This is a genomic window from Magnetospirillum sp. ME-1, from assembly GCF_002105535.1.
Taxonomy (GTDB): domain Bacteria; phylum Pseudomonadota; class Alphaproteobacteria; order Rhodospirillales; family Magnetospirillaceae; genus Phaeospirillum.
In genome coordinates this window covers 2,258,557-2,274,853 of record NZ_CP015848.1, presented here as the reverse complement: position 1 = coordinate 2,274,853, position 16,297 = coordinate 2,258,557, and the positions used below count along the sequence as shown (strand labels likewise).

Annotated in this window: 22 protein-coding genes; 4 read left to right on the top strand and 18 right to left on the bottom strand. The window is 68.0% G+C overall.

Features of this window, described 5'->3' with window-relative positions; translation table 11 throughout:
* Window positions 1-95 precede the first annotated feature (95 nt).
* Window positions 96-707 carry a hypothetical protein gene (locus WV31_RS10560; protein ID WP_085373539.1) on the top strand — a complete coding sequence of 204 codons (612 nt, stop codon included), beginning with the start codon at window positions 96-98 and terminating at the stop codon, window positions 705-707.
* 66 nt (window positions 708-773) lie between these two features.
* Here the strand turns inward: WV31_RS10560 and WV31_RS10555 are convergent, their stop codons facing one another.
* From WV31_RS10555 to WV31_RS10510, 12 genes are all read right to left on the bottom strand, one after another.
* Window positions 774-1,649 (bottom strand): hypothetical protein, encoded by an 876-nt coding sequence (locus WV31_RS10555; protein ID WP_085373538.1) that lies wholly within the window; start codon window positions 1,647-1,649, stop codon window positions 774-776.
* Between the two features lie 10 nt (window positions 1,650-1,659).
* Window positions 1,660-2,067, bottom strand: coding sequence for a hypothetical protein (locus WV31_RS10550; RefSeq protein ID WP_085373537.1), 408 nt, complete (start codon window positions 2,065-2,067; stop codon window positions 1,660-1,662).
* 16 nt (window positions 2,068-2,083) lie between these two features.
* Complete coding sequence (locus tag WV31_RS22085) at window positions 2,084-3,232, bottom strand: AAA family ATPase (RefSeq protein ID WP_168185911.1); 1,149 nt, start codon at window positions 3,230-3,232, stop codon at window positions 2,084-2,086.
* 59 nt (window positions 3,233-3,291) lie between these two features.
* On the bottom strand, window positions 3,292-4,638 hold the full coding sequence (locus WV31_RS22080; protein ID WP_168185910.1) for an AAA family ATPase: 1,347 nt from the start codon (window positions 4,636-4,638) through the stop codon (window positions 3,292-3,294).
* Between the two features lie 29 nt (window positions 4,639-4,667).
* Window positions 4,668-5,477, bottom strand: a complete 810-nt coding sequence (locus tag WV31_RS10540; RefSeq protein ID WP_085373536.1) for a hypothetical protein — start codon at window positions 5,475-5,477, stop codon at window positions 4,668-4,670.
* Between the two features lie 116 nt (window positions 5,478-5,593).
* Complete coding sequence (locus WV31_RS10535) at window positions 5,594-7,963, bottom strand: type IV secretory system conjugative DNA transfer family protein (protein ID WP_085373535.1); 2,370 nt, start codon at window positions 7,961-7,963, stop codon at window positions 5,594-5,596.
* 128 nt (window positions 7,964-8,091) lie between these two features.
* Window positions 8,092-8,652 carry a hypothetical protein gene (locus WV31_RS10530; RefSeq protein WP_068438621.1) on the bottom strand — a complete coding sequence of 187 codons (561 nt, stop codon included), beginning with the start codon at window positions 8,650-8,652 and terminating at the stop codon, window positions 8,092-8,094.
* A gap of 224 nt (window positions 8,653-8,876) precedes the next feature.
* Window positions 8,877-9,140: a hypothetical protein gene (locus tag WV31_RS10525; protein ID WP_085373534.1), complete on the bottom strand. Its 264-nt coding sequence runs from the start codon at window positions 9,138-9,140 to the stop codon at window positions 8,877-8,879.
* A gap of 55 nt (window positions 9,141-9,195) precedes the next feature.
* Window positions 9,196-9,336 (bottom strand): hypothetical protein, encoded by a 141-nt coding sequence (locus WV31_RS22075; protein WP_156428910.1) that lies wholly within the window; start codon window positions 9,334-9,336, stop codon window positions 9,196-9,198.
* A gap of 260 nt (window positions 9,337-9,596) precedes the next feature.
* The gene (locus WV31_RS10520; RefSeq protein ID WP_068438627.1) at window positions 9,597-9,833 is read right to left on the bottom strand and encodes a hypothetical protein; all 237 of its coding nucleotides are present in this window, start codon (window positions 9,831-9,833) and stop codon (window positions 9,597-9,599) included.
* A gap of 272 nt (window positions 9,834-10,105) precedes the next feature.
* Entirely contained in the window at window positions 10,106-10,357 is a 252-nt protein-coding gene (locus WV31_RS10515) for a hypothetical protein (protein WP_085373532.1), read from the bottom strand.
* 101 nt (window positions 10,358-10,458) lie between these two features.
* Window positions 10,459-10,830 carry an HIRAN domain-containing protein gene (locus tag WV31_RS10510; protein WP_168185909.1) on the bottom strand — a complete coding sequence of 124 codons (372 nt, stop codon included), beginning with the start codon at window positions 10,828-10,830 and terminating at the stop codon, window positions 10,459-10,461.
* A 221-nt stretch (window positions 10,831-11,051) separates the two neighbouring features.
* On the opposite strand from WV31_RS10510, the gene WV31_RS10505 reads away from it, so the two are divergent.
* Window positions 11,052-12,020 (top strand): hypothetical protein, encoded by a 969-nt coding sequence (locus WV31_RS10505; RefSeq protein WP_145980816.1) that lies wholly within the window; start codon window positions 11,052-11,054, stop codon window positions 12,018-12,020.
* Between the two features lie 101 nt (window positions 12,021-12,121).
* On the opposite strand, the gene WV31_RS10500 is transcribed toward WV31_RS10505, so the two are convergent.
* The 3 genes from WV31_RS10500 to WV31_RS22070 form a co-directional block, all read right to left on the bottom strand.
* On the bottom strand, window positions 12,122-12,322 hold the full coding sequence (locus WV31_RS10500; RefSeq protein ID WP_145980815.1) for a hypothetical protein: 201 nt from the start codon (window positions 12,320-12,322) through the stop codon (window positions 12,122-12,124).
* A gap of 22 nt (window positions 12,323-12,344) precedes the next feature.
* Window positions 12,345-12,665 carry a hypothetical protein gene (locus WV31_RS10495; RefSeq protein WP_085373528.1) on the bottom strand — a complete coding sequence of 107 codons (321 nt, stop codon included), beginning with the start codon at window positions 12,663-12,665 and terminating at the stop codon, window positions 12,345-12,347.
* A 62-nt stretch (window positions 12,666-12,727) separates the two neighbouring features.
* Window positions 12,728-12,901: a hypothetical protein gene (locus WV31_RS22070; RefSeq protein WP_168185908.1), complete on the bottom strand. Its 174-nt coding sequence runs from the start codon at window positions 12,899-12,901 to the stop codon at window positions 12,728-12,730.
* Between the two features lie 197 nt (window positions 12,902-13,098).
* Between WV31_RS22070 and WV31_RS10485 the strand changes: the two genes are divergently transcribed.
* Entirely contained in the window at window positions 13,099-13,650 is a 552-nt protein-coding gene (locus WV31_RS10485; RefSeq protein ID WP_168185907.1) for a metal-dependent hydrolase, read from the top strand.
* Between the two features lie 14 nt (window positions 13,651-13,664).
* The gene (locus WV31_RS22065; protein ID WP_168185906.1) at window positions 13,665-13,805 is read left to right on the top strand and encodes a hypothetical protein; all 141 of its coding nucleotides are present in this window, start codon (window positions 13,665-13,667) and stop codon (window positions 13,803-13,805) included.
* Window positions 13,806-13,880: 75 nt separating this feature from the next.
* Here the strand turns inward: WV31_RS22065 and WV31_RS10480 are convergent, their stop codons facing one another.
* From WV31_RS10480 to WV31_RS10470, 3 genes are all read right to left on the bottom strand, one after another.
* Window positions 13,881-14,192, bottom strand: coding sequence for a hypothetical protein (locus WV31_RS10480; protein ID WP_145980814.1), 312 nt, complete (start codon window positions 14,190-14,192; stop codon window positions 13,881-13,883).
* 41 nt (window positions 14,193-14,233) lie between these two features.
* Entirely contained in the window at window positions 14,234-15,115 is an 882-nt protein-coding gene (locus WV31_RS10475; RefSeq protein ID WP_145980813.1) for a hypothetical protein, read from the bottom strand.
* A 155-nt stretch (window positions 15,116-15,270) separates the two neighbouring features.
* The gene (locus WV31_RS10470; protein WP_085373523.1) at window positions 15,271-16,191 is read right to left on the bottom strand and encodes a hypothetical protein; all 921 of its coding nucleotides are present in this window, start codon (window positions 16,189-16,191) and stop codon (window positions 15,271-15,273) included.
* Window positions 16,192-16,297: the final 106 nt, after the last annotated feature.

The window sequence follows — 16,297 nt, the reverse complement described above, 5'->3', positions numbered from 1 at the left end:
GCCGTCGCGTGCGGCGGGGAGGTCTCTCCACCCACTCCTGCCCCGCCGCAGCCCCGGGAATACCCATATCGGTCGAGCAAGCCAGGGAGGCAACCATGAACCGACGTCATCTCCGCAGCATCGTTTCCGGCCTTGCCCTGGCGGCGGGCCTTCTCGCGGCTCCAGCCTCGTCCGAGGCCCAGTCCCTCGATCTTCAATCCGTGCTCGGCGCGCTGTCGGGCCAGGGCGGCATGTCCTCCATGCCGATGATGCCCATGATGCCGAACCAGATGGGATCCGGCGGCAACGGCAATTCCCAGGCGCTCATCGGCGCGGCCATCCAGATCCTGCCGAAGATCATCGGCAACGGGACGAACGGAGGCAATGGGATGGGCATGAACGGCAGCGCGCCCTTCCTCGGCCCCCAGGGCGGTGGGCTGCAGAACAACGGTTCCTTGCCCTTCCTGGGGCCGTCCGGGTCGAATCCGGCCCTGTCGGGGACCGGACTGAACGGAGGCATGAACGGCACGGTCGGAGGGATGCCTTCCATCGTCTCCCTCGGAGGCGGCTCATGGGCGGTGAACGAGGCGGGCACGGGCCGCAGGCTGGGCGTGCTGAACCTGCCCGGCGGTTCCGCCGCGCCCCGCCTGGTGCCAGCCGGCGGGCGTTCGTGGAGCGTAGTGGATTCCTCGACGGGCAACCAGCTCGGGGTCCTTACGCTGAATTGAGCCGCGCCGTACGGAAGAAGGCCCGCCGCTCCCGGAGGAGACAGCGGGCCTTTTCCATGTCCGGTCCTACTCGTGCATCATCTCGGCCGTCTTGCGGACCGAATGGAGGATGCCCGTCGCCGCCCGCGCCACCGCCAGGCCGTTCATCGCGGCGTGGACATGCCGGTACCCGGCGCCGTGGTAGTGGTAGGGCGATCTGATCATCCCTATGCTGCCGGGCGAGATGATGGGCCGTTCCGCCCTAGGCGCGGCTTCGGGACGGATCGGCTCGGCCCTGCGGGGCTGCTGGGGGTCCGGGCGGGCCGCTTCCTCGCGGGAGCGGTTCCAGCGCATATCCTGGGCCTTCGCCTCCCTCCTGAGGTGCTCGTCGTGCGTGGGCCTATGCATCGAGCAGCGCAGGCCGGTCTTCAGCTCGGGGTATTGGAGCCGCAGGGTTTCGGTTGCGGACCCGCCGAACGGGATCTCGTGTCCACCCCGCAGGATGTAGCTGAGCGCGCGGCTGGTGGCCATGCCGGTGCCCGATCCGGCGTCGAACAGGTGCATCTCGCCCTTGCGGGCGGGCTTCCAGCGGAACCATCCGAGATTCGGCTGCGTGCCATCCCCGACGCTCTGGATTGCGTCGATGGAGGCGAAGCCAGGCGTCTCGTAGACGAAGGCGAGGAGGCCGGCGCGGGGTTCTTCGCCGGGCTCGTAGGCGGGCAGCGAGGGGAACGCGGCGGGCCTCGCTCCATGCATGACCGCGCACTGCTTGCCGTCGCCGGCGGTGGCTCCTGCCGCCGTGCCCTTCACCGGGCCGACGCTGACGCCGCCGGTGTTCGCCCCACCGTTTCCGACGGAGACGCCGGAACCTCCGGAACCGGATCGGGACATGCCGCCCATCAGCCAGCTTGCGCCCTGGATGATGATCACGACGACGATCAGGGTGAGGATGATCTTCTTCATCGCGTGCTCCTCAATGGGTGGAGGGGCCGATGTCGCCTTCGACGATGGCGCCGCTTCTGGGAGCCGGGGCGGTGCGGGGGGCGGGGCCCTCCATGATGACGGGCGGCGTCGAGGCCTTCTTCGGCGCGGCGGGGCCGGTGGAGGCGGTCGTGGGCGCTGCGGGCTGTCCGCCTCCTGCGGGCAGGGCGGTCGGGGCAGGGCCGGCGTGCTGTCCCGATGGGGCGGCCGCCTGCGGTCCCGGCGCATTGACGGCGCCCTGGGACGCCTGCCCTCCTGCCGGTCCGGTGGCGGTTCCTCCGCCGATCGGTCCGGACATGAGATGGACAGCGAGCATGCCGATCGCCGCGCCGCAGGTCATGCGCCAGCGGTGGTTCGTGTTGAAGACCGCGAGGAAGCGGACGGGGATCTGCGCGGACATCGGTTCCTCCTCGGGTTCAGACGGCTTGGACGATGACGCGACCGCTCATGGCGTCGAAGCCCAAGGAGATGGGCATGTTCTCGGTGTCCAACCCTTGCTGGCAGGCCTCGACCTCGAACTGTATGAGAGCGGGACTCACGAGGTTGGTCATCGTCGAGGCCACAAGGCTGGCGTTGAAGACGGAGCCGGTCGAGAGGAGCTGACGCACGGCCTCGAAGGCAATGTCGTGATCGAAGTGCTCCGCCAGATCCAGCTTGAACTTCCGTTCCTCGACGATCTGGACGGCCAGCGAAATCGAGAGATGAAAGGCGTCATGCCTGTCCAGCTCGCGGAACACGACGAAGTTCGAGCCAAACCGGCGGATGAGCGCCTCCGGAAGGCCCTTGCCCGAATCATTCAGGATGACCTTCATGTCGGAGACGAGCTTGCCCAGCTTCTGCCCGTCGAATATCGGGACGCCGGTTCCGCTGTTCGGGTCATATCCGTCTGCGTAGAGCGGGCCGATGGTCTTCTTGGCCTGGGTGACTTCCGGGGCTTTGAGGTTCGAAGTGAAGATGAAGATGACCTTGGAGCAGTCGACAGTCTCATTGCTGAATGCGGACTGCACCTTGCCGTCGTTGAGCGCGCCGTAGAACGCCGTGGCGAACGGTGAGTTTTCGGGCGGACCACCTCGATAGCCGAGGATCGGCTTCTCGAATTCGTCGATGAGGACGATGAGCCCGTTGGGATTCTGCTTGATGGCGAGGATGAGACGCCCTTCGTTTGCCCCGGCATACTGCGGGTTCCCTCCGAACAGCATGTTCGGCCCGGTATCCGGGTTCTCCTTGGCGAAATCGAAGGTGACGATCGGAAGATCGAGTGCCTTCTCCAGGATTTTGGCCAGCTGCGATTTGCCGAGGCCGGGCTTCCCGACGAACAGGAAGGCTGCTGGCTCGTTGCTCTTGCGATTGCGGATTCCGTAGATGACCTGATCGACGGCTTCGTCCTGGCCGAACAGCTTGGCTGGACGGTCCAGGTCGCCGGGGACACCGACGATCTTTACGCGGATGTCAGCCCAGTTCCACTTGGACATGGCCGCCTTCTTGTCGATCAGGTCGATCTTCGCCAGAGCGGCTTCGTAGTTCGCGCGATACTTGGCCGAGCGCGGAGTGAGCGGCTGGTTCATGGATGTCTCCTTTCCTGCGGTTCCGTGGTGAATGTGGGGCCGTTGGGATCGGTCCCGGCTCAGTAGGGCTTCAGCTGGTCCATGACGGATCCGTTCGATGCGGGCTTCGCCGTGGCTTGCGGTGCAGGCTCGGCGTGGTGCGGGGCCGGCGCGTGGGACGGAGTGGCTTGCGGTTCTTCCCATCCATGATCCTGGCCGTCCGCATCCTCCTCGGGCGCGGGGATAGGCTCCGGGTTGTTGCTGTCGTCGTGCATGACGACGAGGACGTGGAGGTCGTCGCCCTGCATGCTGCCGAGCACATCGACCTGCGGCGGCGTCTGGAACGGCTTTCCGCTGCGGACATGCGGGGCGAGGAAGTCGGAGATGGCCTTCGGCAGGTGCTTCGCGGCCCAGTTGCCGGCGAACCGCGGCGTCGGGTCGTTGGCGGCGACGGCTTCCTGGTAGACGGGGACGAGCACGCTGGGGTGCGGCACGGCCAGTTCGCAGTCGTGGGCGGCGAGCTGGTCGGAGATCTTGAGCGTCAGCGCGTCGAGGAAGGCGATGTCGGTGAAGTAGGCGACGCCATCGACGATGTCGAGGATGTTGGTGGTGCTTCCGAGGATGGGGGAGACGAGGGCCTTGATCTCCTTCACTCGGCTCTTCGCGTGCTCGGGGGCCGCCTTCTCCTTGGCGATGCGCCCGATCTCGGCGCCGTTCGCGCTTTCGGACAGGGAGGCGATGACGATGAGGTCGGTGGTGGGATGGCGGACGCCTCCCGTCTCGTAGGTATCGCGCTCGACCAGCCCCTTGAGCAGGTCGATGCCGGCGGCGCCCATCTTGTCGATCTCGTCGAAGAACACGACGCGGCGGAGCGCGCCGCCCGCTCCCATGGCGGAGATCAGCGCGGAGACATCGTTCGCGAAGTCCTGGGCGCGGATGCTGATCCGGGCATTGGCGTCGCCGAAGACGGCGTAGGCGAGGCATTCGGCGATCAGCGTCTTGCCGTGTCCGCCCGGGCCTCCGAGCGCCATGGACAGGATTGGGCGGCTGCGGACTCCGCTCGCTCCCGCGAGATCGAGATCCTTGACGATGAGGTCGATGAGGTGCTGCTGACCGAACACGCAATGCTCGAGCACGGCCTTGACGTGGTTCGGGTCGATGGCCAGCGGCGGGGCGGGCGGGGTAGCGCTCGCCTGGTTCTGGAGATCGTCGTGCCTGGCCTTCGCGGCGTCGATGACCCGCAGCACGGAGGCCGGCAGGCTCTGCATGAGGTAGAGGAGCCAGCCGCCGGCGGCGACCGCGCCTCCCCAGGCGGCATAGGGAACCGCCTGGGGGATGATGCTCTGGGCGTAGTGGATCCCGATCGCCCCCGCTGCGGCGGCGATGAAGAAGGACGGGTAGACCCGGGTCGGAAGGGGCTGGCTCATGGCGATCTCCGTGCTCGTGGGCCTTGGAATCAGGGGATGGTGAAGTCGATGGACTGGTTCTGCTTGAAGATCGGCATCGGCAGCTCGCCGCGTTCGGTCGAGAGGCCGACGGTCTCGCCGCCGTAGCCATCGTGGGAGCCATAGACCGTGATGGTGGTCGGCTGGCCCTTGGCCTTCGGGATGATCAGGGTCTGCCAGTCCCGTTCGAGACGGAGCGTGGTGGGAAGGAGCCCGGGGGCCGTGACGGTGATGGTGTCGCCGTCGATCTCGCAGTCGTCGTTGAAGCGGACGACCTCGAATTCCTTGGTCCTCTGGGCGGCGGGCTTCGCCGCTTCGGCGCGGAGCTCCTTGGCGAGGGCCGCCTTGGCCTTCTCGTCCTTCATCGGCATGGCGGCGATCTGGACGGCGGCCTGCTCCACGGCCTTCGGGCTATCGAGATCCACCTTCGGCATGGTGATCAGGCCGGAGGCGGCCGCCTGCTGGAAGTGCTCGACGCGGGCCTGCACCTGCTGCGGGGTGAGGTTGTCGGTGGGGGCGGCCGGCCACAGCAGCCAGGCGCCCACCAGGGCCGCCAGCACGCCCGCGAGGATGCCGCCGGTCTTCAGGCTCTTCGCCTCCGGCGCGGCTTCGGGTTCCGGCTTGGCCTTCGGCGCGGTGGCCAGCGAGGGCATGGCGGCAGGCGCGCGGACCGGCGCAGGCGACGGAGCGGCCGCGCGGGCAGGGCTGGTTGATGGCATGGCGTTGGCGCGTGCCGGCGCTGCGGAGGGCGTGGCGTTCGCGCGGGCCGGAGCCGCGGCCGGGGTGGCGGGCTTGGCGGCGCCCGAGGGTTCCTTCTGCATTCTGGCGTTCTCCCGAGGGGTGATTCCCGGGACGAAGATGGGAGCGGATGGAGCGGACCCGGGAATGCGGGGCGGGCGCCGGTGATGCCGACGCCCGCTGCCCTGGTTCCCGATCCTCACGGGGCCGGTGGACGGACCGGAAGGCCCTTGGGAAGCCTGCCGGGATTCGGCGGGGGCGCTTCTTCGGGCGCGGCGCCGGGCCGGTTTGCCGGTTCGATTCCCTTGGAGCGCTGGCGGTCCATCCACTTGCGCTGCTCGGCGATGTCGAACGGGTTGGGCGTCGGGAAGACCGGACGGCCGTTCTCCCTGAAGTAGGAATCCAGGTAGTAGAACTGCTTCTCGTAGAGCAGAGTTCTGGTCTCCCGGCTGAACACGCACCAGCCATGGTTCCTCGACGTGCCCAGCACCTTCTGCAGCGAGACGAGATCGACCGAGGCCGTCTGCGTCGAGCTGGACACGTTGGCGGAGATCTGGCCGGTGCCGCCGCTCATGTTGGTCGATTCCGCCTGGGCGGTGGTCTTGCCCGCCGTCTTGGTGATCAGCTCGGCGGTGTCGAGATCTGCGGCGCCGAGGAAGATCTTGGCGTAGGACGAGGCCATGATGGTGGTGAAGCCATCGGGGCCGTAGCCGCTCTTCTCGTTCTTGATCTGGCCGATGGCCTGCCAGATCATGACCAGATGGATGCCGATGCCCGGGGCGTATCCGGCCATGCGGAGCACCTCGTTCATCGAGCCAACGGTGGCCAGCTCGTCCAGCAGGAAGACGGTGTAGCGCCCTTCCATCCGATGGACGTTCTCCTTGAGGACATTGGCCAGCCCGCAGACCATCATGCGGAGCCAGGGACCGAGGATGTCCATGCGGGTGTCGGGCACGATCAGGTAGACGTCGCTCTTGCCGTCCCAGAGAGACTTGAAGTTGAAGGGCTCGAACCGGGCGGCGTCCTCCTTGAACTCCGAGGTGTCGTGGGAGCCGACGGTCGTACCATGGGCGCAACCCGAGCGGGTCATGCACTCGCGCATGGACTGGTCGCACCAGCGCATCTGGACCTGGATGGTCGAGGCGAGGCCGGACCATTGCTTCTCGGACTTCATGGTGCGCTCGAGCTCGTTGGCCATCCTCTTCGGAATGCCCATGCCGACCTCGGGGAAGTCGCGGATGGAGGCGATGCGGATTTCGGTGCCGTTCTCGTCGTAGACGATTCCGGACGCCATGACCTTCCGCAGCTTCTCGAGGTCGTCGAAGCTCATGGCGAGGAAGTCCGAGGCGGTTGCTGGGTTGCGGCGGATGTCGTCCCGTTCTATCGGACTGCCGTCGAACCAATGGCTGGTGTCGGCGAGCCAGGCCCAGAAGCCGGTGAGGGTCTTCTTGCCGTCGTTGTTCCAGAAATCGTCGCCGCCGCCTTTCGCCATCGGAAAGAGGGGTTCGATCAGCCCTTCGATCGATGCCTGGAACTTCAGGGGCCGATCGGAGATGAAGTCGAAGGGATTGCAGCGCCAGCGGTGGTTTCGGACGTACTCGCCGGTCTCGCGGGAGACATCGTCGTCGTCGGCGTAGAAGCCGTTGCCGAGGACGTTGAGCGGGTCCAGCGGGATGGCCCGGCGTCCGCGGCGGGCGCGGGCGATGCCCGTCATGGCGAACAGCTCGCCCTTCGGGTCCAGCACATTGAAGGGGGCGATGATGTTGACGTTCCCCTTCGAGCCGCCGGACTGCCAGTTGAGCAGATTGTTCACACCGAAGGTGGTCGCCTTGCCGGTCCGCGGCGGGCCGACGAGGTTGGTCATGCCGAAGTTCAGCTCGTAGCGGATGACGTTCCAGGCCTTCTTCGGGCCTCCGCCGGTCGCCACGAGGCCGCCGGTGAGGAAGGTCTTCGCTGCGGCGGCCGCTTCCGAGGCGAGCTGGGCGGCGATGGCCAAGCGGTTGTGCTGGTAGGGCTCTCCGAGGATGAGTCCGAATTTCGCCGGGTACTTCTTCTTCGCCTCGCCCTTGTCCATGAGCCACTGGAGGCCGTGCAGGCCTTCGGCGTTCATGTCGATGTGCATGTCCATGATCCGCTGGTACCACTCGGTGCGGACGATCCGGAGCATGACGGCGTTGCGCAGCTTGACGGTGCCCTTGAAGACCCAGAGGGCCGTCGCCACGGAGAAGGTGATGGCGCAGCCGATGAGGATCAGCAGGTGGAAGCCGTCGGCTTGTCCGGCGATGCGGATGTCTCCGATGAGGTCGGTCCATCCCAGCCATCCGGAATAGACCATCGCGGACAGGTAGGTGAATCCCGCCATCCGGAAGGTGCCGGGCGAGAAGTTCGTCTGGATATAGACCTTGGCGAGGCAGACGAGAAGGGGGGCCAAGGCGATGGTGGCCTGCCAGGCGAAGCCGTAGCCCGAGCCCCCGCTCGACGGATCGAAGTGCGCGATGGAAAGAGGGAAGCAGGCGGCCACGAGCAGCGGCCCCCAGACCCAGTGGAGGAATGCGAGGAAGGACTTCATGCCGGCGCTCCTTCGGTTGCTGGCGTCCGGCGAAGATGGGGGCGGAGAGGGGCGGAACGTCGAAGGGGGCGGCCATGGCCACCCCCTTCCGTCCCGATCATCCCCCGGCGAAGCCGAGGTCGCGGCGCTTAAGCCGCTTCGACGCCAGCGCCGCCCTGCGGATCTCCGGAAGCGGACTGCGTCTCATCGCCTCCGCTCCGATCGCCCGCTCCAGCGAGGTCGGTCCCTTCGGCTTCGGCGCCGCCCTGGGAGCGCCGGGCGGCGCGCTCGGCTCGCGCGCTCTCGATCTTCTCGTCCTCCTTGCGTGCGCGGGCTTCGCAGGCCGCGATGAAGCGCTTGTCGCCGCCGTCGAGAGCGTCGCAGGCCAGGAGGAACATGCCGCGGATGAAGCTGGTGCTCGGGATGTCTCGGGAGTAGAAGCCCGCGTTGTCGCCGATGGTGCCGACGGACAGCCGGACCGCTTCGATGGTGGCCTTGCGCTGGGCCTCGACCCTTTCACGCTCGGCGCGTTCGGCATCGCGGGCCCGGCGCTCGCGCTCTTCCGCCCGGCGCTTGGCCTCGGCGATCTCGCGCTCCTTCTTCTCGCGGAGCAGCCGCTCCTTCTCGGCCTTCTTCTCGTCGCGCTCCTTGGAGCTCTTGTTCAGTCCGGCCAGGATGGCGGCCGGGTCGGTGACGTTCTTGCGTGCCATGACGGAATCCCTCCCTTCTGCTGCGGCCGCCTCTCGGGACGCGCCAGCGTGTACGGCGGCTCGGTGCCGCGCACGGGAGAAGTTGGGGCCGGAACAGGCCGGTCGGATCGGATGGAGTGCGATTGGGGAACGAGGGGGCGGGCGAGACCCTTTCCCATAGGTGCGCGAAATGGAACGGACGTGAAGGAAGGCTTGGATCCTTCCTGATCCAGCCTCCCCGCCGCCTATGCGATGGACGCCATCTTCTCCACCCAGCGGGCCAATGGCGGCAGGGTGTCGAATCCTTCCGTGGGCTCCCCGCCGAGCGGGCCGGCAAGGTAGCGCCAGCGTCTGCCGTCCGGGCGCACCGGACCCTCGCGGCCCTGCCTCTCCTTCACGAGCCAGCCATGGTCCTGAGCCGTCCGGGACAGCTCGTCCATGAGCGCCGCGTGGCGATCGTCCTTCGTCCGGAAAGGGGTTCCGGATGCTGCGTTCTTCCCGCTGTCCATTCCATCCTCCCCTGTCCGGCCCCGGTGTCTTCCGGAGCCGGATATGGTGCCGTTCCTAGTAGCCCTTCCCCGACAGGATCGCCCGGCGGGAGAGCTCGAGGATGGCGAGCTGCCGCAGGGAATCGCTGGCGCTGGCCGAAAGCTGGATTTCGCGGAGCTTGAGCCGGGAAAGTCCCTTGATGTAGTCGTGCAGCATGTCGGTCCTCCGATCGGGTTTCAGGACGCCAGGCGTCCTCGATGCCGTGGGTCGGCAAGCGGAGCGCGCACCGGAATCGCTTCCGGAACCGATGGCTCGGTGGCCTCGTGGCCGCGCGCTGCATTCCTCCTGTCTCGCTGGGATCGTCCTCGACGATCCGCCCGATCGCCGGATGACCGCCCGGCGGCGGAGACGGGATCACCTCCTTTCGGCGGGGGTCGTTCGTTCGGTCGTCGCTGGCTGGCGCATGGTCGGCCTCCTTACGCGGCGACGGCTTCGGCGAGGCCGAGGATCCGGCGGGCGCCCTGGAGGATCAGCATCTGCTCGTCCCTCTCGAAGACGCCGGAGATCATCTCGCGGCCTTCGAGGAGGCGCGCCTCGCGGAGGGCGTTCAGGGCGATGGCGTTGCCGGGCTTGGCGAGGTCCTTGCGGGCGCACTTCTCGACGGCGTTGGCGAGGGCGATGGTCCAGGTGGCATGCAGTGGCTTGGCGTTCATGGTGATCTCCCGGTGTCTGTTGCCGCACGCCGCGGCTGTCGAAGGCGTGGTGCGCATCGCGGGCATCGCTCCCGCCGGCTTGTGGCCGGTCCGTCATCCGGACGATTGGCGAGCCGCTGCGTTCCGGACGCAGGGCGAAGCAAGACGAAAGGCGCGGCCCCGTCGTGGGACCGCGCCTGCCTGTGGATTGGAAAGGAGGATGGAGGACCTCGCCGCTCGGCGTGCCCTCCGAAGGATCAAGGGCGCGCCGTGCGGTGGGGGCCCGTGGGCGCTCAGCCGCCGGTGTCGGCGGCGATGGGCAGTCCGACGGACAGGGCGTAGCGCCGTGCCTTGGAGATGGCTTCGGTGGCGGTGAGCGCTCCGCCCGAATAGGCCATCCATACGCCCAGTGCGTAGTCGCGCATCTCCTCTGGGCTGGCGGTGGCGTAGGAGCCGCCCGCGTGGGCCAGGATGAGCTCGAGGTTGAGATTCACCCGGATGTCGTCCGGGTCGGTGAGAAGTCCGGGGATCCGCATTCCGTCCATGGCCGCCTCCTGTCCTGCGGGCCCGCCCGCGCCGATGTCCGAAGGCGGCTTCGTCGCGCGGCCCTCGCACCTTGGGCGGGGCGCGCGCCGCAGTCGCCGCGCTACAGCCAGTTGCCGAACCTCGCCCGGCCGAAGGGGTCCCGCTTCGGCGTGGGAGGGGGCTTGGGCCTGGGCGTGAAGACGGTCTTCAGCCGGAGGCCCTTCGGTCCGGGCTCCTCGGAGACCACGACATCGAAGATCTCGCCCGCATCCATCCTCGCGGAGATTCCGGAGGCTTCGTCCATGGCGGCGTATCCGAGCCGGACGCTGGCGTTCGCGTCGAGCGGGAAGCGGATGGCGATGGCTCCGGGATCATGGGGATTGTCCGGCTCGCGCACGGCCTTGAGGATCGTGCCTTTGGAGATCCGTTCCTTCACGCTGGCGTAGCCGTGGTGCTTGAGTCCGATCACGCTGACATCGATGGGTTCTCGCATCCATCCCTCCCTTTCCGATACCGGGGAGATGGGTATCCGGCTGGGCGTCCAGGCGCGGCATGCCGGACGGCTCTCGACTCGGCTTCCGGCGGTTCCGCTGCAGGAAGGATCGGGCGCTGACGCAGGGCGTTCCGCCCTAGGCATCGGGAATGATCCGACGCCGCCCTTGTCCACCGGGGAATCGTACCACGTTCTCTCCGAGCACTATGATGGAGGGCCATATGCGGTTCGACTTGAAGCGGCCGGACGAGGTCCGGCTGTTCGGCACGGAAGACATCTGGAACCCAGCCGAGCCCGGGCGGCGCTGCGAGGCCCCGGATCCTCTCGACGACAGGGGGGCCGTGCATGATCATGGCTGGGCGTGCTGCGACCGGAGCGCGGCGGGGCTCTCCATCCATTGGGCGGATGCAGAGCGTTCCTCGGCCCTGCGCGTTCGCCTCGAGTGGTACGACAAGTCTTCCCGTTGGGCAGGCATGGAGATGCGGATCGTCCATGCCATGCAGGCTCTCCGGCTGGAGGAGGATGGTCTTGTCATGGTCGGGCGCAAGCCGATGCGAGCGGCGATGTGGCGCGTCCCGGGGCACGATACGCTGATGACCACGCTGGAACGCGACTACCGTCTTGATGTGCCGGTTTCCGCGTCGTTCGACGAGCTGGCTGCGATTCCCGATGCGGAGGTCCTTCGCGACGCCTTCGGTTCTGTCGTCGTCGATGCCCTGGCCCGGCTGCGCGATGGAGTGCCGGCGAGCGCGGCCTGCGGCTCTCCAGAGAAGGCGTTGCGGACGATTGGCGCCCTGGCGGGCTTGGCCGGATGCACCGGCGGGGAAATGGAGGTGCCTCTCCCGAGGCCGCGGCGCAGCCTTCCCTACCAGGGCCGTGGTTCCCTTGCGGGAATCGCCAAGGACCGGACGGAAGCAGCAAGGAAGATGATCGCGAAGGCCGTCGATATCCTTGGCTATCGCCCGGGGGCTATTCTGTCGGTGCCTGGCGATTGGGAATCCTTCCGCATCGTGGCGCCGACGCTCCGGTTCAGGGAGGGCAGCGCCCATGAGGTGCTCGAAGAGCAGCTGCGGATCGAGGAAGTGAAGCCCTTCGTCGCCGAGCTGGCATCCGACCCGGAGATGCGGGCCCTGCTCGAGGCGGCGCTGACCAAGCGGCTCGTGGATCGCATCCTGAAGCAGCACGCCTGATCGCGGCATTCCTGATCGGGTTCCGAACGAGGGGCCGGAATGGGAAACGGCCCGGGGGACTTCCGTCCGCGCCGGGCCGTGGCCGTTTCCTGATGGATGCGTCAGGCGGCCACCATTCCAGCCGCCGCGATTCCTTCGGCGACATGGCGGCGGACGGCTGCGGCGAGCAGCGGGGGGAGGTTGGGGGCTCCGAAGCAGGCCATGGCCAGTCCGGCGCTCCATCCGGTTTCCCCGGCGATCTCGGTGAGGATGCCCCGGGCGATGGGGCGGGCGGCGGCTTCGATCTCGTGGTTGGCGTCCATGTCTTCCTCCTTGCGGCGGGCGTCATGCGGCATCGGTGTGCCACGGGCCTGGATTGATGGGGTTGGCGTTCCAGTCGACGGGCTCCTCGTGCGCCGGCATGGCGAGGACGGAGCCGTCGGGGAAGCGGAACCGATGGACGAGGACGCCGAAGCGATCCCGGACCGAAAGGGTGTCGGTGGCGGCGGCGCGGGCCCTGTCCTCGACGGCGGAGCCGCGGGAGAGGAAGGCCATCGCCCTGAACCGGTCGGCGATGGTCTCCGCCCCTCCGGCCGCGTCGAGCTGGTTCAGCTCGGCGAGCAGCCTGTCGTAGTCGATGCGGTCCTCTTCGTGCTGGTGCGGCATGGTGTTCTCCTCGTTGCCATGCCGTGAAGTTGGGGCCGGAGGCCGTTTCCGGGGCCGGGGGATCAGGCGGCTCCGGCGACGAGGACGTAGCGGCCCTCTCCTTCCAGATCGGATACGGGCAGCGCCAGGCGGTCGCCTTCTCCCACTCGGTGCTGGACCCAGCGGCCTCCGACCCGCAGCGCGGGCGCGAGAAGGGCCGTGTCGGCGCTGCGGATGAGGACGAGGAAGTGCGGCATCCCCAGTTCCGGGCGCCCCCTCTCGTCCAATCCACTCAGCTTGCTGGCTCCGGCCTTGGCATCGGCCCAGACCTGCCCAGCGGATACGTTTCCGCTCCTGCCATTCCTTTCCATCGCGGCTTCCTTCCGTCGCTGCCTCCGGGCGCTTCCCGGATGGAGCGAAGGTGTGGCCGGACGGGCGGAAGATGGACGGCCCCATGTCCTCTCCGAACAAGCGGGGAGGCGTGGCGATGATGGGAAGGACTCATGCGGCGGTCGGGATGGCGTCCTGCCTGCTCGCTCTGGACGCTGGCGCCGTGGCGCATGGCGGCATCCTGGCGGACGCCTCCCTCGTGCTGGCAGGCGTGATCGGCGCGTTGCTGCCGGATCTGGACCATCCGAAGTCTACGGCGGGATCCATGCTTCCGTTCGTGAGCGTTCCCCTGTCGGCGATGTTCGGGCACCGGGGCGCGACGCATTCCCTGCTGGCCGCCGGCCTCTGCTTCGCTCTCGGGACGGCGGCGGCTCAGGCGGTCCCTTCGATCCATTCGCTGCCTGCCTTCGCGCTGGGCCTCGCCATCGGCTGGCTCTCCCACCTTGCGGCGGACATGCTCAATCCGGCGGGCGCACCCCTCCTCTGGCCGCACCCCAGGCGCTTCCGGTTCCCCCTTCCGTCATCGCCCAACGGCTTGCTGGATAGCCTTCTCTTCTGGGCATCGGCCATCTGCTCGGTCGTCCTGATCGTCCGGCACTCCGCTCCATCCATCTGACCGGGGAGGCAGCCATGGAACTCGTCATCGTCCTTCTGCTCGTCGCGCTGTGGTTCTGGGCGTGGGGCTTCGTCCGGCGCCTGGAATCGTCCTTCGACGGCTTCATCGCCAAGCTGCTGATCATCCTCGCCCTGGTGGCGCTCATCTTCGTGTAGGCATCATGCGAAGCGGAAGAGGCGCCCGTTCCATCGAACGCGGCGCCTCCTCGCATCTCCGTCCTGCGTCGCCGGTCAATCCCGGGTCGGGTGCAGCTCGCAGGGTCCGATGCATCGGGGCTGGCCAACGGGGCGGATGGGGCGGCGCAGGGCCATGGTGAGGGCGTAGCGGGCGAGGTCCATCGCGCGTTCCGGGCCATCGGCCATGATGATGCGGATTTCGCCCTGGTCGTCCTCCACCTCGTAGGCGCAGAGGCCCTCGTCGGCCCGGACCCCGTGGATCACTCCGTCGAGGGGATAGGTCTGCACCCATACCCTGCGCCCTGCCGCATCGACGGCCTGGAAGGCGTTCAGGGATTCCACGGGCGGCTTGCGGTAGGCGTTCATGCTCTTGCTCCCTTCATGGAAGGATATGTGTCGTCCCCGCCTCAGCGCCCCATCTCCCGGGCGCGGCGGCGGGCGTCGAGATCAACGACGGTTCGATCCTGCCGGACGGGATCGCTGTTCCCGATCGAGCGGCTGCGCTTGGAGGCGCGGGCGCGGACGCTCTCGCGGATCTCCTCGATCCGGCCTTCCCGGACCAGCTCGTCCATTCCCTTGCGGTAGGAATCGATGAAGCCGAGCAGGGATTCCTGACGGGCCATGCGGATCTCGAGCTGCTGGATGCGCATGTTGTCGACGCGCGTCTTCTTCGCCTCCGTCCAATCCGAGCCCAGGGCGTCGGCGATCCGCCGGCACATGGCCATGCGGCGGGCGGATGCCTGGCGGGAGACGAGGCGTTCCCAGGATGATGGCCACCCGGCCAGCTTCTCGGGACGGATGAACACTCCGCGATCCCGCTTGGATGGATCCCTGAACTCCTCCTCGGCGGCCCGGGCCACGAAGTCGCGGACGGCATAGGCCCGGTTCGCCTCGCTTGGATGGAGGAAGCGGAGGGTGCGCTTCATCATCTCGTCGAGGCCGATGGTTCCCGGGTCCTGCGGCGCGTCCTCGAAGACGGTCCTCGGGCGCTGCTCGATGGGACGGAGATCGCGGGCGCGCAGGGCGGCCAGCTCCTTCTGCGTCTCGAACCAGTCCTGCTGGTAGGGCGCGATGCAGCGGGCGGCGTGCTTCGCGGCGACCGTGGCGTCCGTCTTCGAGCAAGCGGGATCGTTCAGCGCGCGGATGGCCTCGCAGATGGCCTCGATCATCGAGAGGAACCCGTCGTCCTTGCCGTAGAGCTCGAAGAGGTGCGGGGCGTTGGCGATCAGGTCGGCGATCACGGGATCGGGTGCGGATGCTGGCCTGCTTCTGCGGCGGAAGGGGGTCATCGCGAGCTCCTCGGTCATGGGGCGGAAGCATTCCATCCCCCTAGCTGATCTGGAGCAGAGAGCCCTTGATTTCCAGTGTTTCCGCCGGTTCCGGGCGTTTTCTTTTCCTGCCGCGCGGGTCTCGCCGAAGGGAGCCGCGAGGAAGGATTCCCTCCTCATGCGGAGCGAAGCGATGCCTCGGCTGCCGACGACAAGGCCAGCGCATCCAGCCGTTCCGTGCAGGAGAGGGCGCCGATGTCGATGTCCCGCTCCCCTCCGTCCATGCCGCCGCGGGAACCGGCGAGACGGCGCAGGCGCTCCATGGCCCGGGAGATGTCGTCCGGCCCCTTCCCATCGGCGGTGAGGATCATCCGCATGGTCCCGCCGGAACCGCGCCGGATGGAGAGGACGGCATCCTCCACCCCGCAGCCGAGCACGTCGAGCGCGATGCCTGCCATCGCCGCATCGAGGCGTCCCGGCTGGATGATCGGCGGGGATGGCGGGAAGAGCACGGCGAGGCGCGAGGAGGCGAAGCGCGCCAGGGAACGCGACGGGATGGGCTCGGCTTCCCGGACGGGCAGCCGCATCGGCGGGTGCTCCTCATGGACCAGGGGGCGGGAGAGGTTCCGGCGTACTCCGGTTGGCGAGACGAAGGCTCCGCCGATGAACGGCCCCCTCCATCTGGCGTCGTCCCTGAGCGGTCCGATGGCGAGGAAGGTCCGGTCTCCGGCGGATGCGAACCGGACTTCCAGCAGCGGAGCCTCCTTCCTGTCCGGCGAAGGGGCGATGGCATGGATCGCTCCGGGGCCGATGCGGGAGAAGCGCCAGCCTGGGGATGGCGGGATGGCGGGCTCGTCCCCGACGGGAACCGCGGGAACGGACGAGAGGAGATCCAGGGCATCCTCGGCCAGGCGGCGCGTACATCTTCGCTCGGCGCACAGCGCCGCGGCCCGTTCCGAGAGTTCCGGGGCGTCGATGTCCACCCGGGTGAGGGCATGGGCCCAATCCGAGGCGGACAGATCCGGCACGGCGGCGTCCGAGGCTCCGGCGATGCCCAGAGGAGCCCGATCGTCGGAGCCCCCGGTGGCATGCGCCATCCCATCCTTCCATGCATAGGAAGCCGGGGCGGGACCGAAGGCGAGCGACAGCCTGCTTCCGTTCGGGACGACGATGCAGGACTGGGGGCCGATCGGCGTCGCGATG